The organism is Luteibacter sp. (assembly GCF_035539195.1).
In the GTDB taxonomy this organism is placed as follows: Bacteria; Pseudomonadota; Gammaproteobacteria; order Xanthomonadales; family Rhodanobacteraceae; genus Luteibacter.
This window is the reverse complement of record NZ_DATLIW010000015.1, coordinates 97,663-122,225: the sequence shown is the minus strand read 5'-3', so window position 1 is coordinate 122,225 and position 24,563 is coordinate 97,663. Positions and strand designations below refer to the sequence as shown.

Genomic DNA, 24,563 nt, shown 5'->3' with positions numbered 1-24,563 from the left:
CGGCAACGACCACCCCACCACCGCTGACGAAAGGAGGCTTTCAATGAATAAGCAAGCTCGCGCCGTTGCACTCGGCGCATCGCTGCTGCTGGCAGGCGCGGCATTCGCTCAGGTACCGCCACCGGCCACAAAGGTGCCGCCTCCCCCGCCGAGCGAGGCGACACCGCCTCCGCCGGCGGATGCACCGCCAGCCATGCCGCCGCCGGCCGCCGATCCGGCGGGGATGCCGCCGCCGGCATCGAACGCGCCACCGCCGCCCAATCCCGAAGCGGGCTCGACGGGAACGACGATGCCTACCGCACAGGGCCAGGTCACCGTGAACAGCGGGCCTGCGCCGGCCAAGCCCTCGGGTCCGGCCCCGGACTTCGCGACGCTTTCGGGCGGCAAGGGCTACATCACCCCGACCCAGGCGTCGGCTTTCCCGCTGCTGGCCAACGATTTCCAATACGCGGACGCCAACCGCGATGGAAAGATCAGCAAGGCCGAGTACCAGAAGTGGGTACAGAAGTCGGGCGCCAGCGGCCAGTAACCGCGGTCGCAGACCGACCACGCAGGGCCGGAACCCGGCCCTGCGTCTTTCCGTGCAGCTAACATCGGCACTGCACGTTCTTCACACATTCGCGCCAGCTAAACTCCCCGCTCGCCGTGCCCGACCGGCATTCAGGGAGTGACACCACATGAAGCGATTCCATGCCGCAGGCGCCCTGGGCGCCTATGCATGCCTCCACGCGGGGCTCGCCTTTGCGCAGAATCCCAGCCCAATCGACATTCGCGCGTGCTCGGCCATCGAGACGGATGCGCAACGCCTGCTTTGCTACGACAAGGCAACCGGACGCGACAAGCTTCCGCAGGCCGCGAAGAAAAAGGACGAGAAGGGCGAATCGATCAGCGTGGATCTCGCCACGCGAAATTCGCAGGACGTGGCCCGCCCCGTTTCCCTTCTGGACAGTCGCTGGGAACTGTCGCCCGACAGCAAGCTCGGCACGTTCAACCTGCGTGGCTACAAGCCGACGTATGCGCTGCCGTTCTTCGGCACCACCAAGCAGAACAAGACGCCATCCAGCCCGGCACCGAACCATACCGTGACGGTTCCGCAGGAATTGCAGAACGTCGAGGCCAAGTTCCAGATCAGCCTGAAAACCAAGGTCTGGGAAAACGTCTTCGGCGACAACGGCGATCTCTGGGTCGGCTATACCCAGTCGTCCCGCTGGCAGGTCTACAACAAGGAAAACTCGCGGCCGTTCCGCGAAACCAACTACGAGCCGGAAGCCTTGCTGGTGTTCAACACCAACTACAACCTCTTCGGCTGGAGCGGACGGCTAGCCGACATCGGCGTGAACCACCAGTCCAATGGACGCGCCGATCCGCTCTCACGCAGTTGGAACCGCGTGGTCGCCGACTTCGGCTTCGAACGGGAGAACTGGGTGGTGAATCTGCGTCCGTGGTGGCGCATTCCCGAGGGCGGCAAGGAAGACGATAACCCCAATATCCAGGACTACATGGGTCGCGGCGAAATCCAGATCGTCCATGAAATGGGCGCCAACGAGTTTGCACTGACCGCCCGGCATTCGTTCCGCACCGGCGATCGTTCGCACGGTTCGCTGCGCGGCACCTGGAGCTTCCCGGTGGTGCACAACCTTCGCGGCTACCTCGAGGTGTTCGATGGCTACGGCGAGAGCCTGATCGATTACAACCACCGCGCCACGTACCTCGGCGTCGGCGTGTCGTTGCTGGACTGGTACTGAGCGGATTCCTCCTGGCTCGGCAGGAGCCGATCGATCGGCGATCGATCGGCCCCTGCGAAGATCCTGGCAACAGGCGTGCCGAACGCCTTAGTGGTGGTGACCGCCCTCGCCGTGGATGTGACCGTGTGCGAGTTCTTCCTCGCTGGCATCGCGCACGCCGGTGATCTCGACGGCGAAGTGCAGGGTCTGGCCGGCCAGCGGGTGGTTGCCGTCGACGGTGACGTTGTCGCCTTCGATCTTGGAGACGGTGACGTTGATGCTGCCCTGGTCGTTACGGCCCTGGAACTGCATGCCCGGCTGCAGGTCTTCCACGCCCTGGAAAGCGGCGCGCGGAACCACCTGGACCAGCTCGTCGTGGCGCACGCCGTAGCCTTCCTCGGGGCTCACGTCGACCTTGAACTGATCGCCGACCGACCGACCTTCCAGCGCCTTTTCCAGACCCGGCACGATGTGGCCTTCGCCATGGATATAGGCCAGCGGCTCGCGGCCATCCGAGCTGTCGATGACGTTGCCCTGGTCGTCGGTCAGCGTGTAGTGGAAGGAAACGGCATGGCGGTTGGCGATCTGCATGAAATTCTCGCTATGAAGAGTAAAGAAAGGACGTGTGGGCGACCTTGGGGGCCCTCAAGGCTAGGCGACCGGCCGCCCGACTGCAAATCACCGCCCCTTCGCGATGCTGCGGCGCAACCCGCCGACGACGCGTAATCTGCTAGTTTTCCCGCCTTTCCCTTCCCCTTTCGACGCCCCACCGGGAGCCGCATGTTCGACTGCATTCTGATCGCCAACCGTGGTGAGATCGCCTGTCGCGTGATCCGGACCTGCCGCCGCCTGGGCATCCGCACCGTGGCCGTGTATTCCACGGCCGACGCCGACGCCCAGCACGTGCGACTGGCCGACGAGGCCTGGCCCATCGGCGGGCCCCGCCCCGCCGAGTCCTACCTGCGCGGCGACGCGATCATCGAGGTCGCCCTCAAGACCGGCGCCCAGGCGATCCACCCGGGCTATGGGTTTCTCTCGGAGAACACCGATTTCGCACGCGCCTGCGCGGCAGCCGGCATCGCCTTCATCGGCCCGCGTCCGGAAAGCATCGACGCCATGGGCTCCAAGGCCGCCGCCAAAGCGCTGATGGAGACCCACGCCGTACCCCTGGTGCCCGGTTACCACGGAGACGACCAGGATCCCGCGCGGCTGGCGAAGGAGGCGGCCAACACCGGCTTCCCGTTGATGATCAAGGCTGCGGCCGGTGGCGGCGGCAAGGGCATGCGGATCTGCCGCGACGCCGCGAGCTTCGCCGAGGCGCTCGCCTCGGCCCAGCGTGAGGCGGCCAATGCCTTCGGCGACACCCGCGTCATCCTCGAGCGCTACGTGGAACACCCGCGGCATATCGAGTTCCAGGTGTTCGGCGACACGCACGGCCATCTCATCCATCTCAACGAGCGCGAGTGCTCGGCCCAGCGGCGCTACCAGAAGGTGCTGGAGGAAACGCCCTCGCCCTTCCTCGACGCCGCGCGACGCGAGCGCATGGGTGCGGCCGCCGTGGCCGCCGCGCGCGCGGTGAACTACGTGGGCGCGGGCACCGTCGAGTTCATCGTGGCGCAGGATGGCGAATTCTTCTTCATGGAGATGAATACGCGCCTGCAGGTCGAGCATCCGGTCACCGAGGAAACCCTTGGGCTGGACCTGGTCGAATGGCAGCTTCGCGTGGCCGCCGGCGAGCCGTTGCCGCTGGCCCAGAGCGACATCCACGCACAGGGTCACGCCATCGAAGTGCGCTTGTACGCCGAGGACCCGGAAGCGAACTTCCTGCCGGGCTCCGGCCGCCTGCTGGCCCTCAACCTGCCCGCGCCCTCGCGCCATGTCCGTCTCGACGGTGGCGTGATCGGCGGCGATACGGTGACGATCTTCTACGACCCGATGATCGCCAAGCTCATCGTCCACGACCGCAATCGCGAGCAGGCGCTGGAGCGCCTGCGTGACGCCCTTGCCGTCATCGACATCGTCGGACCGAAATCCAACGTCGGCTTCCTCGAGCGACTGGCGCGACATCCGGCCGTGGTCGAGGGGCGCATCGATACGGGGTATCTCGATCGCCATCTTGAGGAGTTCCTCACCGGCACGAGCGTCGCCGGCAACACCGAGTTGTTCGCCGCGGCGACCGCCGTGCTGATGGCCGACGAACTCGCCCAGCAGGGTGCGGCCGCCGACCCACACTCGCCCTGGGCCAGCGCCGACGCCTGGCGCATCGGCCATGCGGGCAAGCGCATCGTGGCACTGATCGAAGGCGAGACGCGCCATGACATCGAAGCGCACGGCCACGGTGGCGACTACGTGCTGCGCAGCGGTGATGCCACATGCACGGTCGCCGGCGCGCGCCTTGGCAGCGACGTGCTGTCGGCGCGTTTCGACGGTCGTTCGCGCCGCCTGCCGCTCGGCATGCTGGGCGTACGCATCCGCGTGCACGACGAAGCGGGGCGTCGCTGGAACTTCGAACGCGCCCCCGCGTTCGCCTGGGCCGGCGCACAAGGCACGACGGCCCGTCACCTGGCCGCGCCGATGCCTGGCCGCATCGTGCTGGTTCGCGCCGCCGCCGGCGACGTGGTCGAGGAAGGCCAGGAACTGCTGGTGATGGAGGCGATGAAGATGGAACTCGCCTTGAAGGCGCCACGCGCCGGCACCATCGAGAGCATATCCGCGGTGCAGGGCGACTTCGTCGATGCCGACGCGATCCTCGTGCGCTTCGCCGAACCGGCATGAACGGAATAGCCATGAACGCATCGAACCACGTACGTATCGTCGAAGTCGGTCCGCGTGACGGCCTGCAGAACGAGAAGGCGATGCTCGCCGCCGCGGTGAAGATCGCGTTGATCGACCGGCTGTCCGCCACCGGTCTCGCCACGATCGAAGCGACCAGCTTCGTCAGCCCGAAGTGGGTGCCGCAGCTTGCCGACGCCGCCGAGGTGTTCCGTGGCATCCGCAAGGCACCGGGAGTCGTCTATCCCGTGCTCGTGCCCAACCTCCAGGGCTACGAGCGTGCGCGCGAGGTCGGCGCCACCGAAGTGGCGGTTTTTACCGCCGCGTCCGAGGCATTCAATCGCACCAATATCAATGCGTCGATCGATGAATCCATCGAACGCTTCGTCCCCGTGATGGAGCGCGCCCGGGCCGATGGGGTCGCCGTGCGCGGCTACGTCTCCACGGTGCTGGGCTGCCCCTACCAGGGCGACGTGCCGGTGGCCGATGTGGTTCGCGTCGCCCGTCGCCTCCACGAACTCGGCTGCCACGAGATCTCGCTCGGCGACACGATCGGCGTGGGTACGCCAGCCAAGGCGCGCGAGATGCTGCGCGCCGTCGCCGGCGAGGTGCCCATGAGCGCCCTGGCCGTCCATTTCCACGACACCTACGGCCAGGCGCTGGCGAACATCCTGTCGTGCCTGGAAGAAGGCGTGCGCGTGGTCGACAGCGCGGTGTCCGGCACGGGGGGGTGCCCGTACGCGAAGGGCGCCACCGGGAATGTCGCCAGCGAGGACGTCGTCTACATGCTCCACGGCATGGGCATGACGACCGGCGTGGACCTGGAGCGGCTCATCGAGACCGGGGCATGGCTCGCCGGCCAGCTCGGCAAGGAAACCGCCAGCCGCGTTACCCGGGCGCGGACAGCGGCGTGAGGGGCGGCCTGCGCGCCGTCATTCCGTAACGCAGGCGATCCGTGGCAGCATCGGTGCATGCGTACCGACTACACGATCCGTCCCATCGAACCTCGCGACGATGCCGACATGGCCGCCGTGATCCGCAACGTCATGCCTGAATTCGGTGCGGATGGCCCTGGCTTCGCCATCCACGATCCCGAAGTGGATGGCCTGTCCGCCGCCTACGCGCAACCGCGCCATGCCTACTTCGTCGTCGAAAAGGATGGGCACGCCATCGGCGGCGCGGGCATCGCGCCGCTGGAAGGCGGCGACGAGGACACCTGCGAGCTGCGCAAGATGTATTTCCTGCCCAAGGCACGCGGTATCGGTGCGGCCTCCCGGCTTATGCGGCGTTGCCTGGACGCGGCACGCCGCGCGGGCTTCCAGCGCATTTACCTGGAAACATTGACGGGCATGGACGCCGCCCAGGTGCTTTATCTGCGCCACGGTTTCGCGCGCATCGACGCGCCGATGGGCGGCACCGGGCATTTCAGCTGCGACCGTTTTTTCCTGCGCCATCTCAACGACGGCGACCTGATCGTCGCGCCGGAGCCACCCACGCTGCTGTTCGCGATCGACGACCCGGGCCGCGACGACGTGCTGCCGCTGATCGAGCAGCTGCACGGCTACCTTTCCGATCTCTACCATCAACCCCTGCCCCAGCATGTGGGCGTGGAAAGCCTGCGGCAGCCGAACGTGACCTTCATGACCGCGCGCGTCGACGGCACGCCGCTGGCCTGCGGCGCCGGCGTCGACCAGGGCGACTATGTGGAACTGAAGTACATGTACGTCGTGCCGGCCTGCCGCGGCATGGGCCTGGGCAAGGAGATGCTCGAGGCCCTCGAGGGCCAGGTCCGCGCGGCTGGCGGGACGAAAGTGAAGCTGGAGACGGGGACGGCGCAGACCGAATCGATCGAACTCTATGAGCGCTCCGGCTATCGCCGTTGCCCGCCGTTCGGCGATCATCGTTCCCATCCCGCCAGCATCTTCATGGAAAAGCCGCTTTGATCCGCATCGCCACCGAGGCAGACGCCGCCGCCTGCCACGCCATCTACGCCCCCGTCGTCGAAACCAGCGCGATCACCTTCGAAACGGACCTGCCGGGCGAGGAAGCCATGCGCGGGCGCCTTCGCACGCGGCTGGCCACGCATCCGTGGCTGGCCTGGGAGGAAGACGGCGAGGTGCTCGCCTACGCCTACGCAGGTCGCTTCCGCGAGCGCGCGGCGTACGACTGGATCGCCGAAACCTCGATCTATGTGCACGAGAACGCGCGCCGTCGCGGCATCGCCCGGCGCCTGTACGGCGCGCTGCTCGGGGCCATGCGCTTGCAGGGCATCAACCAGGCCGTGGGCGTGATCACCCTGCCCGGCGCCACCAGCGTGGCCATGCACGAGGCCATGGGCTTCGCACCGGCGGGCGTCTGGCCGAAGGCGGGTTACAAGCTCGGACAATGGTGGGATGTCGGTGTGTGGAGCCTGTTTCTGTCCGAACCCGAAACCCCACCGACGGCGGTGATCCCGTTCGCCGCGCTGACCGGCTCCGGCGCGATGGATCGGTTTCTGCGGAGCCTCTGACCGGTCGTCGCCGCCCTGTCGCGTCGCCGCAAGCCGGGCGGCATGGGCCTCGGCTAAGATTGGCTTCTTTGCCAGTCGTACCAGCGGAGTATTCATGCAGCTCGAACAGGTCAGGGCCGTCATCACCGGCGGCGCATCCGGTCTCGGCCACGCCGTCGCGCAGCGCCTCGTCGCCGCCGGGGCCAGGGTCGCCCTCTTCGACGTGAACGAAGAGAAAGGCCATGCGGCGGCCGCCGCTTTGGGCAAGAACGCCAGCTTCCAGCGCACCGACGTCACCTCCGAAGAAGGCGTCACCGCCAACGTGGCCGCCGCGCAGGCCGCCATGGGTGGCCTGAACGTCGTGGTCAACTGCGCCGGCATCCTCGGCGCGGGCCGTGTGCTCGGCAAGGAGGGCCCGATGCCGCTGTCCACCTTCGCGGGCACCGTGATGGTGAACCTGGTCGGCAGCTTCAATGTCGCCAAGGCCGCCGCGCAGCTGATCCAGGCCAACGCCGCCGGCGAAGACGGCGAGCGCGGTGTGATCATCAACACCGCATCGGTCGCCGCCTATGAGGGGCAGATCGGCCAGGCCGCGTATTCCGCCTCCAAGGGCGGCGTGGTCGGCATGACCCTGCCGATGGCGCGTGAACTGGCGCGTTTCGGCATCCGCGTGAACACCATCGCGCCGGGCATTTTCTGGACTCCCATGGTCGACGGCATGCCGCCTGCCGTGCAGGAGTCGCTGTCTGCCTCGATTCCCTTCCCGTCGCGCCTGGGTCGGCCGGAAGAGTTCGCCGACACGGTGGCCTTCATCATCAACAGCCGCTACCTCAACGGCGAAACGATCCGCCTCGACGGCGCCGTCCGTCTCGCCCCGAAGTAATCCGCTGCAACGTATTCCAACCCCAAGACATCGAAGTCGAACGCCATGAAAGCATCTGATGTGAAGAAAGGTAACGTCGTCGAGCACGACGGCACCGTGTACCAGGTCCGCGATATCGAACGCAGCTCGCCCTCGGCGCGCGGCGGCAACGTGACCTTCCGGTTCACGCTGTATTCGATCCCGGGCCAGCGCAAGTTCGACCTCAGCCTGCGCGCCGAGGACGAGCTGAAGGAAGTCAGCCTCGAGCGCCGCCAGGCGAAGTTCTCGTACATGGACGGCGACAACTTCGTCTTCATGGACGACGAGGACTACACCCAGTACACGCTCGGTCCCGACGTGGTCGGCGAGAACGCCGGCTATGTCGTGGAAGACCTCGAGGGTTACTACGTGCAGGTGATCGACGAAGCGCCGGTGGGCCTGCAGGTGCCGACCTCGGTCGTCCTGGTCGTGACCGACACGGCACCGGAACTGAAGGGTTCCAGCGCTACCAAGCGCAACAAGCCGGCCAAGCTGCAGACCGGCATCGAAGTGCAGGTGCCGGAGTACATCACCAACGGGGAAAAGGTGACAGTGAATACGCTCACCGGCGAGTTCGCAGGCCGCGCTTCGTGATCGCGACGGGACGGAACCGTTCGACGACGCTTCCGTCCCGACGTCCCGCTCGCTCCGCAGTCAGGGATGCTGCGGCAGAATCACCGGCTCAAAGGACGAGCCCCAGACACGATGAGTAAGAGCTACTCCTTCCGCGCCAGCGTCGTCGACACGCTGATCCGGACGAAGCGACCGGACGTGCCCATGCGGGTTGCCCTGCGCAACACCGCCGCGGTGGTGCTGCCGCTGGCCGCGGGCATGTATACCGGCTACCCCCAGGTGGGCATCGGCATCGCGGCCGGTGCGCTCGACACGATGTTCTCGGACCAGCCCGGGCCCTACCAGCAACGCCTCAATCGTCTCTTCCTGGCGGCATTGGCTGCCGGCATCGCCTCGCTGGTCGGATTCCTGATCGGCGACGACGTATTGCCGATGTGCGTCGCCTGCGCGCTTTGCGGCTTCTTCGGCGGCCTGCTCGTGGTGTTCGGTGCGGACATCGCGCGCGTGGGCATGACAAGCATGCTGCTGTTGGTGATCACGGCGGCCACGCCCAAGGACATCTACGGCGCGCTCGCCGGCGGCGGCCTGATTTTCGCCGGCGGCATGCTCCTTGCCGTTTTTTCCATCGCGGCGTGGCCGCTGCAACGCTACCGCCCGGAACGGACGGCGCTCGCCCTCGTCTATCGCGGCCTCGCCGACCTTGCACGCAAGCCGCACAAGGACGGCGAGGCGCCCGGCATCACCGACGCGATGAACGCCCTGCATCTCACCCTGCTCGGCCGCCATCATGCGCACGGCCGCGCGATGGAAGCCTTCCGCGTGCTGCTGGAACTGGCCGAGCGCATTCGCCTCGAGCTGGTCGCCATGGCCGAGCTGGAAGTGAAGCGCGAGAGCATGGGCGAGATGTTCCGCAACGATGCCGCCCGGGTCCTCGCCGCCACCGCGGATGCACTGGACGCCGCCGAGCCGCCGCAGCGCGCCGAGCGGGCGCTGGCGACCCTCCAGGCAAGCGAAAAGGCCCTGCTCGCCGGCTCGACCGGCACCGGCGTCGGCGCCCACATTCAGGCGCTGTCCGGCCAGCTCGCCGCCGTGGTACGCAATACGAACTGGGCGGGCAGCCGCGGCGAAGAACGCGCCCAGCGCGCGGAAACCAGTCTTCCCGACACCTTGCGCAGCGCCTCGCCCCTGGCCACCCTGCGCGCGAACATCACCCCGCAGTCAGTGGCCTTCCGCCATGCCGTGCGTTGCGCGGTGGTGCTTACCCTGGCCTTCGCCGTCTCGCGATACGTCCAGCTGCCGCACGGTTACTGGCTGCCGATGACCGCCGCCATCGTGCTGCGCCCCGACTTCGCCGCGACCTTCAACTTCGGCCTGCTGCGCGTCGTCGGCACCGTGCTCGGCCTGATGCTGACCACCTTCGTGCTGCGACTGACACCCGATGTGGTGTGGGCGCACATCGCGGTGATGGGTGTGCTTTGCGTGGCCTTCCGCTATCTCGCCGGCGCGCATTACGGCATCGCCGTGGCGGCGCTGACCGGCACCGTGGTCGTCTTGCTGTCGTTCGAAGGGGTCGATCCGTTCAACGCCATGTCCGATCGCGTGCTCAACACCGCCCTGGGCAGCGCCATGGCCTTGCTGGCTTACGTCCTCTGGCCGTCGTGGGAGCGCAGTCGCGCGCGCATCGCGCTGTCGGAGATGCTCTGCGCCTATGCGGATTACCTCGACACCCTGGTCGAGCCTGCCGACCGCGCGACGCGTCACCAGGTTCGCAATGCCACCCGAACCGCCCGCACCAACGCCCAGGCCTCGGTCGATCGCATGCGCGCCGAGCCGGGTACGCCGGCGGTCCTGCAGGAACTGGCCGAGACGCTGTATGCCAACGGCAACCGCCTGGCGCGTACCGCGATGACACTGGAGGCGTTGATCGATGTCGACGAGGTGCCCGAGGCGTGGGTCCATGTCGGTCCGTTCATTCGCGAGGCGTCGCTCGCCCTGCGCGCGCAGGGTGAAGCGCTGACCGTGGCCGAAGGCGCGCTCGTCCCGCCCGACCTGCGCGAGCACCAGCGCGCGCTCGTGCAAGCCCTGGCGCGAACCAAAGACCGGGAACTGGCCGAGGCGGTCGATCGTCTGACGGACCGATTGACGGATAACGTGGATACGGTAGCGCACGTGGTGACCCGGCGCGCCGTCACCCCCGCCTGAGACCGCGCCTGCGCCGCTGGCGTCGCTTGCTGCACCGCGAGAGGCTCCGGCGCGCTGCCGGCGCTACACTCGGCCCCATGCTGAAGATCGATACCCACGCGCACATCCTGCCCCGTGACTGGCCCGATCTCGCGGCCCGCTACGGCGACGACCGCTTCCCGGTGATGACCCATTCCAGCGGACACCATCGCATCTACAAGGACGGCCGGTTTTTCCGCGAAGTCTGGGAATCCGCCTTCGACGCGGAACACCGCATCGCCGACTACGCGCGTTTCGGTGTCGGCGTGCAGGTGGTCTCCACCGTGCCGGTGATGTTCTCTTATTGGGCCAAGGGCCATCAGGCGCTGGAACTGCACACGCATCTCAACGACGACATGGCCGCCGTCTGCCAGGCGCATCCCCGCCACTACGCGGGTATCGGCACCGTGCCCCTGCAGTCGCCATCGCTGGCGATCCGCGAGATGGAACGCTGCGTCGACGAACTCGGCCTGCAGGGCGTGCAGATCGGCTCGCACTGCAACGCGTGGAACCTCGACGCGCCCGAGCTGTTCCCGTTCTTCGAAGCGGCCGCGGATCTCGACGCCGCGGTGCTGGTGCACCCGTGGGACATGATGGGCACCGAATCGATGCCCAAATACTGGCTGCCCTGGCTGGTCGGCATGCCGGCCGAGCAGTCGCGCGCCGCCTGTGCCCTGATCTTCGGCGGCGTGCTGGAACGGCTGCCGTCGCTGAAGATCATGCTTGCCCACGGTGGCGGCAGTTTCCCGTATTCCATCGGCCGGATCGAACACGGCTTTCGCATGCGCCCGGACCTCGTCGCCACCGACAACGCGCGCAATCCGCGTGAGTACCTCTCTCGGATGTATTTCGATTCCTGCGTCCACGACGACGCCGCCTTGCGCTACCTGCTCGAGGTCGCCGGCACCGAGCGCGTGATGCTCGGCACCGACTACCCCTTCCCTCTGGGCGAGCAGGAGCCCGGCAGCGGTATCGAGGCGCTGGGCCTCGACGACGCCTCCCGCGCCCGCCTGTTCCACGGCACCGCGCTGGAATGGCTGGGCGTCCCGCTCTCTCGCTTCCAGACCATGTCCGCGGTGGCGTGACGCAACGCACACTGTCGCCGGCCATGCATGACCGGACGCTGTGCAAGAATGCCCGCGTTGCGCCGCGCCGCCGCGGCCTCTACGGGGAACCCCTGATCGTGAAGCGCCTCCTGCGTACCCTTCCGCTTGCCCTCCTGCTGAGCAGCTCATTGGCTACGGCTGCCGACGTCTCCATGGCGGGCGGCGCCATCCATGTGCCGGTGCCGGACACCTGGGTGCCGATCATGCAGTCCGAAGGCGAGACCGAGACCCAGGTGTTCCAGGTACCCGGCGGCGCCGCCGCGGACGCCACCCTGGCACGCGTCTCGATTACCTTGAAGAAGGTGCCCAACCTCAACGGCTTCCAGCAGTTCTCGGGCAACCTGCGCAGCCGTGCCTCCGGCCTGACGGAATACGCCGCGGGCAAGGCCACCTCCCCGACCGAAAACGTCTACACGGCAAAGGAAGGCAAGGTAAAGCTCGACTACTTCGAGCGTTATTTCTACAGTGGCGGCTATGCGATCCAGCTCCGCTGCATCCGCCCCAACGGCGATGCCAAGTGGAATGCCTCGTTCGACAAGGGCTGCGCCGACGTCGCCGCCCACATGCCCTCCTGACACCCAAGGTAGTCCACGTATGACCGTTTTCGAAGCGACGCGCGGTTGGGCCGACGCCCAGGATGCGGCCGATCCCCTGCGCGCGTTCCGCGACGAATTCCACATCCCGCCGCACCATGGGCGGGAGACGCTGTACTTCTGCGGCAATTCGCTCGGCCTGCAGCCGAAGGGCGTCCGCGCCGCGGTGGAGGCGGAACTGGCCGACTGGTCGGAGCTCGCGGTCGAGGCCCATTTCCGCGGTCGCTCGCCGTGGATGCACTACCACGAGTACGTGCGTGACGCGATGGCCGAGGTGGTCGGTGCGCGGCCGCACGAAGTGGTCGCCATGAACACCCTGGGCGTGAACCTGCACCTGATGATGGTCAGCTTCTATCGGCCGACCGCTGAACGTCACGCCATCCTCATGGAAGCGGGCGCGTTTCCCACGGATCGCTACGCCCTGGAGTCCCAGGTCCGTTTCCACGGCTTCGATCCGGCGACGGATCTGATCGAAATCCAGCCCGACGGTCCCGGCGGCACGCTGTCGATGGCGGCGATCTCGCAGGCCATCGCGGCACACGGGCATCGCGTGGCGCTCGTCGTTCTGCCCGGCGTGCAGTACCGCACCGGCCAGGTGTTCGATCTTGCCGCCATCGTTCGTCTGGCGCGTGCGCATGGCTGCCTCGTCGGTTTCGATCTGGCCCATGCCGTGGGCAATCTTCCGCTCGCCCTGCACGACAGCGGTGCGGATTTCGCCGTGTGGTGCACATACAAGTATCTCAACGCCGGCCCCGGCGCGGTGGCAGGCTGCTTCGTGCACGAGCGCCACGCGACGGCCGACGTGCCGCGCTTCGCCGGTTGGTGGGGTCACGACAAGTCGACGCGTTTCCAGATGGGGCCCCAATTCGTACCTACGCCGGGTGCGGACGGCTGGCAGCTCTCCAATCCGCCGATCCTCGCGCTGGCACCGCTGCGCGCGTCGCTGGATGTGTTCACGCGAGCCGGCATGCCGAACCTGGTGGCGAAGAGCCGCCGCCTCACCGCCTACCTCGACTGGCTCATTCGTAGCCGACTCGACGATACGCTCGATATCGTGACGCCGAACGATCCCTTGCAGCGTGGCGCGCAGCTTTCGGTGCGCGTGCGCGCCGGTCGCGACGCGGGGCGTGCGCTTTTCGGCCACCTCGAACAGCAAGGCATCGTCGGCGACTGGCGCGAACCCGATGTGATTCGCCTTTCGCCGACGCCGCTGTACAACCGCTTCGCGGACTGCCTTGGCGCGGTCGAGGCGATCGAAGCGTGGCGCGGGACGCAGGCGTGAGCGCGCAGGAGCTGTTTCCGCCGCCGTACAGCGAGCACGGCGATGGGTTTGTCGTACAGGCCGTGACGCATTGGCTGCGGGTGGCGCCTGGACGGGTGATGTTCGGGCTGAAGGCCGGCGGCCTGCCTGTCGCGCTGCCCGATCGCCCGACTACGGTGTCGCATCGTGGCGTCGAAGCGAAGATGGATGGTCATGTCACGGCGATCGAGGATGTCAGCAGCGTGTGGTTGCGCGAGCATCCCGACGTCACCACACGCTATGTCTCGGCCCTGCGCGACATTTTGACGAATCCACGCGTCCGCCTCGACGGCCACGCGACGCATGCCATCTTCACGGGCTCCATCGAGCTCTACGCGGGCTCGCGCATGGACAGCATCGCCTTCGAACTCGACGACGAAGATGGTTCCTATCAGCGGGTGATCGAGCTTCTTCGGCACGCACCGCGCGACGGCCGCACGGCCTTTGCGATGCCGCCCGAGCCGGGCATGGGCAGCTTCGAGGATCCCCTCTTCCTTGCCGGCGACCAGGCCTGGATCGATGGGCAGCGGGTGCTTATCGAGTACATCCCCGACGAAGGTGGACGCGCGGAGACCGTGGCACTGGATCGTGATGCGCTGGCGAGCGCGGTCGAGCGGGCGTGGTACGCGATGATGGATGTTTCGGAGCGGATTCGTGACGGGCTCGGCCGGCCCGGCTGAGCGGACGCGCGCGATTGCTCTCGCCATCCGTATATCCGCCGAGGCTTCCGAACGAGGCAATCGCCTACACCAACGCGTGGGAATTTCCGGTTCTCTGACTTGGCGTAATCGCGCAGCATGCCTCGATCGAAGGACTGCGAGAGCGAACCGTGCGAATGACGCGTATTCCCATTGCCCTGGCAACGATGCTAGCCCCATCGTGCAGCCACGCATATGATCTTATGGACGCGTACAAACATGCTCGATCGAACGATCCCACTATCTCCCGATTCGACGCTATAAAACAGGCCGCACGTGAAGACGTGAGCCTTGCCCACGCCCCGCTGCTGCCCAGGATAAGCGCCAATCTAAACTTGATCGAGAAAGACTGGGGCGAAACGGCCTTTCCTGTGCGTCACCGCCACACGCGTCACCGCACCCAGGCGATCACGATCGACTACCGGATGTTCGACATTAGCGGGCACTCTCGCCTGAGCGCAGCCAAATCGGCTTCTCGAGCCCAAGATGCTACATACGAGGCCGCTCTTCAGCAGTTGGCAACGCGTGTGGTCACAGCCTACTTTGAGGTCCTCACCAACGACGACGCTCTGGCATTCGCCAAGGCCAACGAACGAGTTCTAGACCGGCAACAGGAAGAGGCAAGCGTGCGTTCAAAGGTCGGCCTCGCTACGACGGCGGATGTACTAGATGCCAGAGCCCGACACAGCACTTCTATCGCCGCTGTCATCACGGCAGAGCATCTTCTTGCAGACTCGCGGGAAGCGCTCAGCCAGATCACCGGCAAACCGGTTGGCAGGCTGAAGAAGTTACGCGAGCTGCTGCCCGTGGATGCTCCACCGCCGGCCTACCTGAAGGCATCCGTAGCTCGAGCGGTCGCGGGCAACCCAAGCGTCCTGGCGGCGCGGTACAACCTCGAGTCCACGGAGCAGGGTGTTGCAACGGCTCGCGCCGGCGATTTGCCGACGATCGACGCCGCCTTGAGTTACAAGAGAACCGCAGCGTGGACCCAAACACCGACCAGGTCGGCACACGGTAACACCCAGGGACGAAGGCGGCGAAGCGGCTTCACAATCGGCTTAACGCTAAGGGTCCCCATCGTCTCCGCGGTAACGCAAGGCTCGCATGTTCGTCGGGCGATCGATCAGCGCGAAGCAGCGCAAGGTTCCCTGGAATTGACCCGTCGAAGAGTGGTTAGCGACACACTCAGGTATCACCGATCGGTCGTCGCTGGCGTCAGCAAGATTGCTGCGACCAAAGCGGAGGTAGAGTCCTTCAAGAACGCACACCATGCAACGCAGGCCGGCATAGAAGTCGGTAGCCGCACCATCATCGACCTGCTTATCGTTCAGCAGAAGCTGACCCGTTCGTTGATGGACCACTCGGTGGCACGCCACCAGTTCATCCTCGACAAACTGCTGCTTAAGAAGGCGGACGGAAGCCTTGGTATGGAGGATCTCGAAGCCATCAACCTGCTACTGCAGTAGCAAGGCCGGAGAACGGAGAACGCAAGATTCCGTCCGTCAACACCTTATCGATGGATACGCGAGGGACACACCAAGATCGAAATGGCGGGCTTGACGAATAGGAAAGTCGCTACGCATCAAGCTCAACGCCCGCGGGCTTTGAATCACTGTCCGGAGGCGTCGTCGACGCGTTCGCTAGCCGGGTGACGCACCTGCCCCTCCCCACGCACAACGAAGCGCTCGACGGTGAGCGACTCCGCACCCATCGGTCCATAGGCATGCAAGCGCGTGGTCGATATCCCGATCTCCGTACCAAGACCGAGCTCGCCGCCGTCGCTGAAGCGCGACGATGCGTTGACCATGACGACCGCGGAACGAATGGCGCGAACGAAACTGTCGGCCGCGACGGGATCGCGTGTCGCGATCACTTCGGTGTGATCCGAGCCGTAGCGTCGGATGTGCGCGATCGCCTCGTCGAGGGTGTCGACAACGCGCACCGCGATGATGAGGTCGAGGAATTCGGCGGCGTAATCGTCTTCGCTGGCGGGCGCGACGTCGTCGGCCAGCGCACGGGTCACCTCGTCGCCACGGATCTCGACGCCCAGGCGGCGCAGCTTCTCTATCGCATGCGGCAGGAAGGTGGACGCCATGTCTTTATGCACAAGCAACGTTTCCAGCGCGTTGCAGACGCCAGGCCGGCTTGTCTTCCCATCGACCAGCAAGCGCAACGCAAGCACCGGGTCGGCGTCGCGGTCCACGTAGAGATGACAGACACCCTTGTAATGCTTGATCACCGGCACGCGCGCATGCTCCGCGACGAAGCGGATGAGGCCCTCGCCGCCACGGGGAATGGCCAGGTCGACGATATCGGTGAGTTGAAGCAGCTCGACCATCGTCTCGCGGCGCGGGTCGTCGATCAGGGTCAGGGCGGCCTCGGGAATACCGCTCGCCGCGAGCGCGCGCCGCAAGGCGGTGGCGATCGCGATATTCGAATGCATGGCATCGGAACCGCCGCGCAGGATCACCGCGTTCCCCGCCATCAGGCACAGCGCCGCCGCATCGGCGGTCACGTTCGGCCGTGCCTCGTAGATCATGGCGATCACGCCGAGCGGAATCCGCACGCGCTCGACGGTGATGCCGTTGGGCCGGGTCTCGCACCGCGTCGTGACCCCGACCGGGTCAGGCAACGTGGCCACTTCGCGGATCGCGCGCACGATGCCTGCGATGCGCGAAGCGTCCAGTCGCAGCCGGTCGAGCATGGCGTCGCTGGTGCCATTCGCGCGGGCGGCAGCCATGTCCTTGGCGTTGGCATCGAGCACCAAGGTCGCATCCGCTGCAAGCGCGGTCGCCATGGCGAGCAGGAGACATCGCTTGGCCGCCGTATCGAGGCTGGCGATCGACGATGCCGCATCCCGGCAGGCCAGCGCTTTGTCACGCAGGGAAGATGGCATGGCAGCCTCGCTCATGGGGAGAGGGCGACGAGGTCGTCGCGATGGACGACGTTCTCGCCATAACTATAGCCGAGCGCGGTCTCGATATCGCGCGTGTGACGGCGCGCGATCCGGCGCACGTCGGCGGCGGAGTACTGCGCAATGCCACGCGCGAACGGTGCATGCTCGTCCGCGATATCGACCACGTCGCCGCGCGCGAAGTCCCCTTCCGCCGCAACCACACCGCCCGGAAGCAGAGAAGCGCCGCGAGAACGCAAGGCGTCGACGGCACCCGTGTCGACCGTGATCTTGCCAGCCGGAGGGGCGTGGCGGAGCCAGTACTTGCGGGCGGCGAGGCGGGTATTCGGCGCACGAAGGCGGGTGCCCGTCAGCATGCCTTCCGCGAGCCGCTCGATGCACGCCACGTCACGGCCGTCGAACAGGATCGTCTCGATGCCGGCTGCCGCGGCCTTCCCTGCCGCTTCGAGCTTGGTCCGCATGCCGCCCGTCCCCGCCGCGCTGCCGGTCCCGCCGGCGCTGGCCCTATGTTCCTCGGTGAGTTCGGCGACCTCGTCGATAGGCTCGGCGATTGGATCGATGCGCGGGTTCGCCGTGTAGAGGCCGGCGACATCGGAGGCGATGAACAGGACGTCCGCATCGACGAGGGCTGCGACGATGGCGGCGAGGTTGTCGTTGTCACCGAGCTTCAGCTCGTCGACGGCAACCGTGTCGTTCTCGTTGATGACCGGAATGGCACCGAGCGAAAGCAGCTCGCGCAGCGTGGTCCGCGCGTTGAGGTATCGACGGCGGTTGCGCAGGTCGTCGTGGGTGAGTAACACCTGGGCGACCGGCGCGTCGAAGAAGGTCTGCCAAAGGGCGATGAGGCGGGTCTGGCCGAGGGCGGCAAGCGCCTGTCGGCCGGGAAGGCCAGCTGCGCGTTCCGGGGTGGCGAGGCCGCGTCCGGCGGCCACCGCGCCGGAGGATACGATGACAACCTCACGGCCGGCGCTGCGGCTGCGGGCGACGAAGGCGGCGAGCGCTTTGGCGTGGCGGCCGGTAAGGCCGCCTTCGGGGGCGGTCAGGAGGCTGCTACCGACCTTGAGCACGGCGCGGTGCCAATGGGGTAGCGACTGCTCGGTGAAGGGCGATGGCATGGTCTTTCCCTATCGTTGTGGCTGTCCCGAATCGCCGCTGAAGCGGCTCCCACAAAGAGCTTCGCCGATGAATCGGCTCCTACAAAGGATCAAGAGCTTCGCCGATGAATCGGCTCGTACAGAGAAGCAAGAGCTTCGCTGATGAATCGGCTCCTACAGAGAATCAAGAGCTTCGCCGATGAATCGGCTCCCACAGAGAAGCAAGAGCTTCGCCGATGAATCGGCTCCCACAAGGAGCTTTGTGTGGGAGCCGCTTCAGCGGCGATCAGCCCGTCAGGGCTGCCAGTCTCGCACGCAGGGTATCGAGCATCAGGTCGTTACCGGCACCGGGCGAGGTACGCGCTGCGAGGCTCGATTCCGGCGTACGACCCTCCCCCGACGACGCGGCCGTTTCGGCCGCCGCACGGTAGGCATCGCGGAACGGCACGCCGGCGACGGCCGCCTCGATGGCGACGTCGGTCGCGTACATGGCCGGCTCGATCGCCGCACGCATCTTCTCCGCCTTCCAGCTGAAACGCGCAAGTAGATCGGGCAGCAGTTCGAGCGCGCCCAGGCCCATGGAAAAACCATGGAACAGCGAACCCTTGGAGAACTGCAGGTCGCGCTGGTAGCCCGACGGCAGCGACAGCAGCTGCTCGATCTCCGTGCGTGCGGCGGCCACGCTGGCGTAGCTGGCGCGCAACAGTTCCACGACATCCGGGTTGCGCTTGTTCGGCATGATCGACGAACCCGTCGTGTACTCACCCGGCAAGCTGACGAAATCGAACTCGGCCGTGGTGAACAGCGAGAGATCCCACGCCAGTCGGCGCGTGTCGAGCAAGGCCGTGCCAACGGCATCGAGCGCGGCCATTTCGAACTTGCCGCGCGAGAGCTGCGCGTAGATCGGCGACACCTGCATGCGCCCGAAGCCGAGTGCTGCCGTCGTATGCGCACGGTCCAACGCGACATTGACGCCGTAGCCCGCGGCCGTGCCCAGCGGGTTGGCATCGATCAGCTCGAGGGCCTGGCGCGCACGGAGGGTGTTGTCGATGAAGGCCTCGGCGAATGCAGCGAACCACATGCCGGTCGACGAGACCACCGCGCGCTGAATGTGCGTATAACCGGGCATCGGCACCGAATCGCCCGCAGCGCGCTGCAGACACACCTCGGCAATGGCACGGCAATGGCTCTCCAGCGTGGACAGCTTCTCCTTCAGCCACAGCCGCGTGGCGACGAGGATCTGATCGTTGCGGCTGCGGCCCGTATGCACGCGACGGCCCGCGTCGCCGAGACGCTCGGTCAGGCGCGCTTCGATCGCGGAGTGGCCGTCCTCGAAGCGATCGTCGAGGACGAACGCACCGGCGGAGAAGTCGGCGGCCAGGGTGTCGAGCTCCCGCAGGAGCGCGTCGCGCTCGTCGCCGGAAACCACGCCGATATTCGCAAGGCCCTCGACGTGCGCCTTGCTCGCCGTGATGTCGTGCAGGAAGAACTCGCGGTCGAGGACGACGTCGTTACCGGCAAGGAAACGCATGATGCGTGCGTCGACCTGCGTATCGGATTTCTGCCAGAGCGGCTGGGTCATCGTAAGGTCCTTTCGCTCAAAGCGGAATGGCGGTGAGCTCGTCGAAGCCGAGCGCACGGTTGACGTTCTGCATCGCCTGCGTGGCGGCGCCCTTGAGCAGGTTGTCCAGCGTGGCAACGACGACGACACGACGGCCGTCGACGGACATCGCAAAGCCGCCGATGTCGAGGTGATGCTGGTGTGCCACCTGGCTCACCCAGGGTGCCTCGTCGACCACGTGGATCAGCTTGTCCTTATCGAAGCGCGCTTCGAAGCGAAGAACGATCTCCTCGCGCTTGGCCGGCTTCGCCAGGTACAGATTGGTGGTGACCGTGAGCCCACGGAAGTGCGGCGCCACATGCGGCATGAACTCCACCGGCAAGCCGAGATGGCGGCTCGCTTCCTTCTCATGCATATGACCGGTGAGCGCGTAAGGCATGAGGTTGTCGCGCAGTTTTTCGGGATCGTTGCGGTCCGACGGCGTCGTGCCGGCACCCGAATAACCGGAAACGCCGAACGACACCGGCGGCGCGGCGAGCAGATCCTTGATCGGCGCAATGGAGACCTGGATGGCCGTGGCGTAGCAGCCGGGATTGCTGATGCGCTTCTCGCCACGCCAGCGATCGCGGTAGAGTTCGGGCAAACCGTAGTACCAGCGCTCGTCGAACCGGTAGTCCGCCGAGAGGTCGACGATTACCGTGGAGCCGCCAGCCTTGTCGATCGCTTCGACGTAGGGCGCCGCCTTGCCATTGGGTAACGCCAGGATCACCACGTCCGCCGCCTGCGCGGCGACCGCGGCCGGATCCAGGTTGCTATAGGCAAGTTCGCCCGTGTACGCGTCGCTGTGGTCGGCAAGACGCTGCCCATCCAGCTCACGCGAGGAAACGAAGGCAAGCTCGAGCTGCGGATGGTTCGCGATGAGCTTGATCAGCTCGGCGCCCGTGTGGCCGCGCGCGCCGACGATGCCGATGGTCTTGGTTGCCATGACCGGTCAGTCCTGCAGGGTGGGTATGCGCGTGGCGCAATGCGCGACGCAGCGTTCGATATCGGCGAAGTTGTCCAGGCCGTACCAGAACACCTTCCAGCGCGACTGCTTGAAGCAGCCGTCCGACTCCGCGTAATAGAAATGATTGATGACGTTGCCGTGGCGCGAGCGCCAGAACAGCTTCGGGTTCTCGTCGCGCATCACCTGCCAGACCGCGCGACCCAGGCCTTCGCCCTGCGCTTCGTCGAGCACGGCGAACTTGTCCAGGTACGCAAAGCCCTCTTCGGCCGTGAGTACCATCGCCGCGCGATAGTTCTCGGAGACATAGAGGCGATACAGGTTCGTGCGCTCGAAGTAATCGGGCACGACCGGACGGCCGAAACTGGATTCGATCAACTCGCGGAGCCGCTCCTTGTCGACGCCCTCCCACGACTCGTAGCGCAGCACGCGCTCGCCGCGCCGGACCAGGGTACCCGAGCCCTTGTGGGTGAACAGCTCCTTCGCCAGCTCGGCGGGGCGAGTGATCGACACGGACGAGGTCAGCGGCAGGTCGTCGAGGAGATCCTTGATCTGTTCGATCTTCAAACGCATACCCGAGTGAAGCCAGGGCTGCTTGAGCAGCTGGTCGTACTCGGTGGACAGGTTGATCGAATCGATCACGTTGCCGTCGCCGTCGAGCAGGCCGCCCGTCCCGGTGAGGAAGACGATCTTGTAGGGCTGCAGCACGCGAACGAGTTCATTCGCGGCGAAGTCGGCGTTGATGTTGAGGATCTGTCCCGAGTCCGTCTCGCCCAGGCTGGCGATGACCGGGATCGATCCCGCACGCAGGCTGGCCTCGATCGGCGCGAGGTTGATCTCACGGACCTTGCCGACCAGGCCGAACGTGCCCTGGTCGAGGAAGTCGGCGGCGAATACGCCGGACGGCACTGAGGTGGCGCGCGTGTCGACTTTCTGCAAGGCCTCGACCAGGCGCAGGTTCTGCGCCTGGAACACGCGGCGAACGATCGCCAGCGCTTCGGGCGAGGTCACGCGCAGGCCATTGACGGTCTTCTTCTCGATACCGGCGGCCGACAGCTCTTCGTCGAGCTGCGGGCCGGCGCCGTGCAGCACGATCGGCGTGAGGCCGACCTGCTGCAGGAAGGACAGCGAAGAGGTCAGCGCCGGCAGGTCGTCGCGCAACACGGCGCCGCCGACCTTGACCACGGCGAAGCGTGCGGCATCCAGCTGCGAGAAGCGCTTGAGGTACTGCTGGATCTCGCGCGCGCTGCCCATGGAGGACAGCAGGCGCACGATCGTCTTGCGGGTATGCTGGTTAGATTCCACTGTCCACGATCCGATGGATGGTCTGTGCGTAATGCGCGAGCTGGTCCAGGAGGACCCATTCGTCGGCGCTGTGTGCCTGGGCGATGTCGCCGGGGCCGTAGACGAAGGTGGTGTAACCGGCCTTCGAGAACAGCGCGGCTTCGGTCCAGAAGTCGACCGCGTTGCCGACCGGGATGCCGAGCTCGTCGGCGATATCGCGTGCGGCGAGGCGGCGGGCCTCGGCGGTCGCGGTGTCCCCTGCCGGCAGCGAATCGCCGCGGAAGGTTTCGCCGTACTCGACCGGCGCCGGCTCAACCAGGGTGCGGAAGGTCTCGAGCAGCTTGTCCGCATCCATCGAAGGCAACGGGCGGAAGCCGAAGCGGATGTCCGCCGTCGGCGCGATCACGTTGGCCTTGATGCCGCCTTCGACCTTGCCGATGTTGAAGCGCAGGCCGGTGAGGCCGCCGAAGCGCTCGTGCGACAGCGCCTGGACATGGTCCAGTGCGGCCGCGCCCCAGCGAATGCCCTGGTGCAGGGCGCTATCGGACGGCTTCTGCTCGCCGGAGGCGTGCCCTGCCCGACCCTGGAAGCGCATTTGCACCGAATGGATACCACGATGCGCGAGCACGGCCTCGCCCCTGGTCGGCTCGGCGACGATGATCGCCTCGTAGTCTCGCGGCGTCGCCAGGAAGCCGTCGATACAACGCGCGTCGTTGGCTTCCTCGTCCGTGGACAGCAGCAAGGCCATGTCGCCCTGGGTCGCGTTGGCCACGGCCACCAGTGCCGCGGCCGCGCCCTTGATGTCGCAGGCGCCCAGGCCGATCGCCCGGTCTTCCGTCACCCGCAGCTCGAACGGGCTCGCCGTCCAGTGCGGGGAATCCGGAACCGTGTCCATGTGCACGTTGAACAGATATTTCGGCTTGCCGCGCACCGCGTAAAGATTGACGGCGCCGGCACCGAAATCGGTCACCTGCACGTCGAACCCGGGAAGGTTCGCGCGCAGGTAATCGAAGATGCCATCCGTGCCGATCTCTCGTGGTGGATTGCGCGTGTCGTACCCGACCAGCGCACGCAGATGGGTCAAGGTGTCGTCGAGAAGTTTGTCCATGTGTCGGATCAGTTCCCGTTGGCTCGGTCGACTTCCGCCCAGATCGTCGAGCTCATGCCGTAGAGCTTGATGAAGCCCTCGGCCTCGGCGACACCCCAGTCCGCGGCCTGCGCATACGTGGCCTTGGCCGAATGCAGGATGTTCTTCGATTCCACCTTCACCGCGTACACCGAGCCGCCACGGGTTTCGATGATGACCTTGCCGTCGACCTTGCGCTGCGTGGAAACGAGGTAGGCCTCGAGGTCGGCCTTGATCGGATCGTTGAAGAAGCCTTCATAGGCCACCTCGGTCCACTTGCGGCCGATTTCCGGCTTGAAGCGGTTCTGTTGCTTCGAGAGCACGGTTTCTTCCAGCGCGCGGTGCGCGGTCAGCAGCGCGGTGAGCGCCGGGGCCTCGAACACGATGCGACCCTTCAGGCCGATATTGGTGTCGCCGGTGTACAGGCTGCGACCCACGCCGTACTTCGCCAGTTCGCGATTGAGGAAGCCGAGGATCTCCGGGCCCGAGGCTGCCTTGCCGTTGAGCGACACCGCCGTACCCTTCTCGAATCCGAGTTCCACGCGCAGTGGTTCGGACGGCCATTCGGCGCGCGGCGCACACCAGCCGATCGCGCCCTCGCCCGGAATTTCCCACGCGTCGATCTCGCCGCCTGAAATGGTCACACCGAGCACGTTCTCGTTGATCGTGTAGTGCTTGGTCTTGGCACGGACCTCGAAACCCTTGTCTTCAAGGTACTTCTGCTCGTAGGCGCGGACCTGGGTGTGCTCGCGCTGGATTTCGCGCACCGGCGCGACGATCGTGTAATCGCCCAGCGCACGAACGGTCAGGTCGAAACGGACCTGGTCGTTGCCCATGCCCGTGCAGCCGTGCGCGAAGAACTTCGTGCCCAGTTCGTCGCAACGCTCCAGCGAAGCCTTCACGATGAGGTAGCGGTCGGAAACCAGCAGCGGGTATTGACCCTGGTAGAACTCGCCAGCCCAGATCAGCGGGGTGACGAAGCTGTCCCAGATCGCCTGCGAGGCATCGACCGTGCGATGCGAGGCCGCGCCGAGTTCATGCGCGCGCTGCTCGATGTACTCGCGTTCCTCGGCCGAGACGCCGCCGGTATCGACGAACACGGTATGCACGGCATAGCCGCGCTCCATCAGGTAGGGTACGCAGAAGCTGGTGTCGAGGCCGCCGGAAAAGGCGAGGACGATATCTTGGCTGGACATGAAGGCTCCG

22 protein-coding genes and 1 pseudogene are annotated in these 24,563 nt (G+C 66.3%); 15 read left to right on the top strand and 8 right to left on the bottom strand.

Annotated features, from left to right (window positions below; translation table 11 throughout):
• The first annotated feature begins 43 nt into the window (after positions 1-43).
• Complete coding sequence (locus VM621_RS04575) at positions 44-529, top strand: EF-hand domain-containing protein (protein ID WP_325467807.1); 486 nt, start codon at positions 44-46, stop codon at positions 527-529.
• Between the two features lie 148 nt (positions 530-677).
• Positions 678-1,745 carry a phospholipase A gene (locus VM621_RS04570; protein WP_325467806.1) on the top strand — a complete coding sequence of 356 codons (1,068 nt, stop codon included), beginning with the start codon at positions 678-680 and terminating at the stop codon, positions 1,743-1,745.
• 87 nt (positions 1,746-1,832) lie between these two features.
• Here the strand turns inward: VM621_RS04570 and VM621_RS04565 are convergent, their stop codons facing one another.
• Positions 1,833-2,315, bottom strand: coding sequence for a peptidylprolyl isomerase (locus VM621_RS04565; RefSeq protein ID WP_325467805.1), 483 nt, complete (start codon positions 2,313-2,315; stop codon positions 1,833-1,835).
• A 189-nt stretch (positions 2,316-2,504) separates the two neighbouring features.
• Here VM621_RS04565 and VM621_RS04560 point away from each other — a divergent pair, with 189 nt between their 5' ends.
• From VM621_RS04560 to VM621_RS04500, 13 genes and pseudogenes are all read left to right on the top strand, one after another.
• Complete coding sequence (locus VM621_RS04560) at positions 2,505-4,499, top strand: acetyl/propionyl/methylcrotonyl-CoA carboxylase subunit alpha (RefSeq protein WP_325467804.1); 1,995 nt, start codon at positions 2,505-2,507, stop codon at positions 4,497-4,499.
• Positions 4,500-4,510: 11 nt separating this feature from the next.
• Positions 4,511-5,410, top strand: coding sequence for a hydroxymethylglutaryl-CoA lyase (locus VM621_RS04555; protein ID WP_325467803.1), 900 nt, complete (start codon positions 4,511-4,513; stop codon positions 5,408-5,410).
• A gap of 57 nt (positions 5,411-5,467) precedes the next feature.
• Positions 5,468-5,953 (top strand): annotated as a pseudogene (locus VM621_RS04550) (GNAT family N-acetyltransferase); the annotation flags it as partial.
• 75 nt (positions 5,954-6,028) lie between these two features.
• On the top strand, positions 6,029-6,439 hold the full coding sequence (locus VM621_RS04545) for a GNAT family N-acetyltransferase (protein WP_325467911.1): 411 nt from the start codon (positions 6,029-6,031) through the stop codon (positions 6,437-6,439).
• A complete protein-coding gene (locus VM621_RS04540) occupies positions 6,436-7,005 on the top strand; it encodes a GNAT family N-acetyltransferase (protein WP_325467802.1) in 570 nt (189 codons plus the stop codon). Before VM621_RS04545 ends, VM621_RS04540 begins: the two co-directional genes overlap by 4 nt.
• A 94-nt stretch (positions 7,006-7,099) precedes the next feature.
• Complete coding sequence (locus tag VM621_RS04535) at positions 7,100-7,867, top strand: SDR family NAD(P)-dependent oxidoreductase (protein ID WP_325467801.1); 768 nt, start codon at positions 7,100-7,102, stop codon at positions 7,865-7,867.
• A gap of 45 nt (positions 7,868-7,912) precedes the next feature.
• Positions 7,913-8,479, top strand: a complete 567-nt coding sequence (gene yeiP, locus VM621_RS04530) for an elongation factor P-like protein YeiP (protein WP_325467800.1) — start codon at positions 7,913-7,915, stop codon at positions 8,477-8,479.
• Positions 8,480-8,590: 111 nt separating this feature from the next.
• Positions 8,591-10,660 carry an FUSC family protein gene (locus VM621_RS04525; RefSeq protein ID WP_325467799.1) on the top strand — a complete coding sequence of 690 codons (2,070 nt, stop codon included), beginning with the start codon at positions 8,591-8,593 and terminating at the stop codon, positions 10,658-10,660.
• A gap of 77 nt (positions 10,661-10,737) precedes the next feature.
• Complete coding sequence (locus tag VM621_RS04520) at positions 10,738-11,763, top strand: amidohydrolase family protein (protein ID WP_325467798.1); 1,026 nt, start codon at positions 10,738-10,740, stop codon at positions 11,761-11,763.
• Positions 11,760-12,359 (top strand): hypothetical protein, encoded by a 600-nt coding sequence (locus tag VM621_RS04515; protein ID WP_325467797.1) that lies wholly within the window; start codon positions 11,760-11,762, stop codon positions 12,357-12,359. Before VM621_RS04520 ends, VM621_RS04515 begins: the two co-directional genes overlap by 4 nt.
• Before the next feature lie 19 nt (positions 12,360-12,378).
• Positions 12,379-13,659 carry a kynureninase gene (gene kynU / locus VM621_RS04510; protein ID WP_325467796.1) on the top strand — a complete coding sequence of 427 codons (1,281 nt, stop codon included), beginning with the start codon at positions 12,379-12,381 and terminating at the stop codon, positions 13,657-13,659.
• Positions 13,656-14,357: a hypothetical protein gene (locus tag VM621_RS04505; RefSeq protein WP_325467795.1), complete on the top strand. Its 702-nt coding sequence runs from the start codon at positions 13,656-13,658 to the stop codon at positions 14,355-14,357. The genes kynU and VM621_RS04505 overlap by 4 nt, the downstream gene beginning before the upstream one ends.
• A 155-nt stretch (positions 14,358-14,512) precedes the next feature.
• On the top strand, positions 14,513-15,841 hold the full coding sequence (locus VM621_RS04500; protein ID WP_325467794.1) for a TolC family outer membrane protein: 1,329 nt from the start codon (positions 14,513-14,515) through the stop codon (positions 15,839-15,841).
• Positions 15,842-15,984: 143 nt separating this feature from the next.
• Here VM621_RS04500 and VM621_RS04495 read toward each other — a convergent pair whose 3' ends face one another.
• The 7 genes from VM621_RS04495 to VM621_RS04465 form a co-directional block, all read right to left on the bottom strand.
• Positions 15,985-17,271, bottom strand: a complete 1,287-nt coding sequence (locus tag VM621_RS04495; protein WP_325467793.1) for a glutamate-5-semialdehyde dehydrogenase — start codon at positions 17,269-17,271, stop codon at positions 15,985-15,987.
• An 11-nt stretch (positions 17,272-17,282) separates the two neighbouring features.
• Positions 17,283-18,404: a glutamate 5-kinase gene (gene proB / locus VM621_RS04490; RefSeq protein ID WP_325467792.1), complete on the bottom strand. Its 1,122-nt coding sequence runs from the start codon at positions 18,402-18,404 to the stop codon at positions 17,283-17,285.
• Positions 18,405-18,669: 265 nt separating this feature from the next.
• Positions 18,670-19,965, bottom strand: coding sequence for an argininosuccinate lyase (locus VM621_RS04485; protein ID WP_325467791.1), 1,296 nt, complete (start codon positions 19,963-19,965; stop codon positions 18,670-18,672).
• A gap of 16 nt (positions 19,966-19,981) precedes the next feature.
• Positions 19,982-20,929: an N-acetyl-gamma-glutamyl-phosphate reductase gene (gene argC, locus VM621_RS04480; protein WP_325467790.1), complete on the bottom strand. Its 948-nt coding sequence runs from the start codon at positions 20,927-20,929 to the stop codon at positions 19,982-19,984.
• Between the two features lie 6 nt (positions 20,930-20,935).
• Positions 20,936-22,252, bottom strand: a complete 1,317-nt coding sequence (locus VM621_RS04475; protein ID WP_325467789.1) for an acetylglutamate kinase — start codon at positions 22,250-22,252, stop codon at positions 20,936-20,938.
• On the bottom strand, positions 22,242-23,339 hold the full coding sequence (locus tag VM621_RS04470) for an acetylornithine deacetylase (protein ID WP_325467788.1): 1,098 nt from the start codon (positions 23,337-23,339) through the stop codon (positions 22,242-22,244). Before VM621_RS04470 ends, VM621_RS04475 begins: the two co-directional genes overlap by 11 nt.
• Positions 23,340-23,347: 8 nt before the next feature.
• Positions 23,348-24,553 (bottom strand): argininosuccinate synthase, encoded by a 1,206-nt coding sequence (locus VM621_RS04465; protein ID WP_325467787.1) that lies wholly within the window; start codon positions 24,551-24,553, stop codon positions 23,348-23,350.
• Positions 24,554-24,563 lie beyond the last annotated feature (10 nt).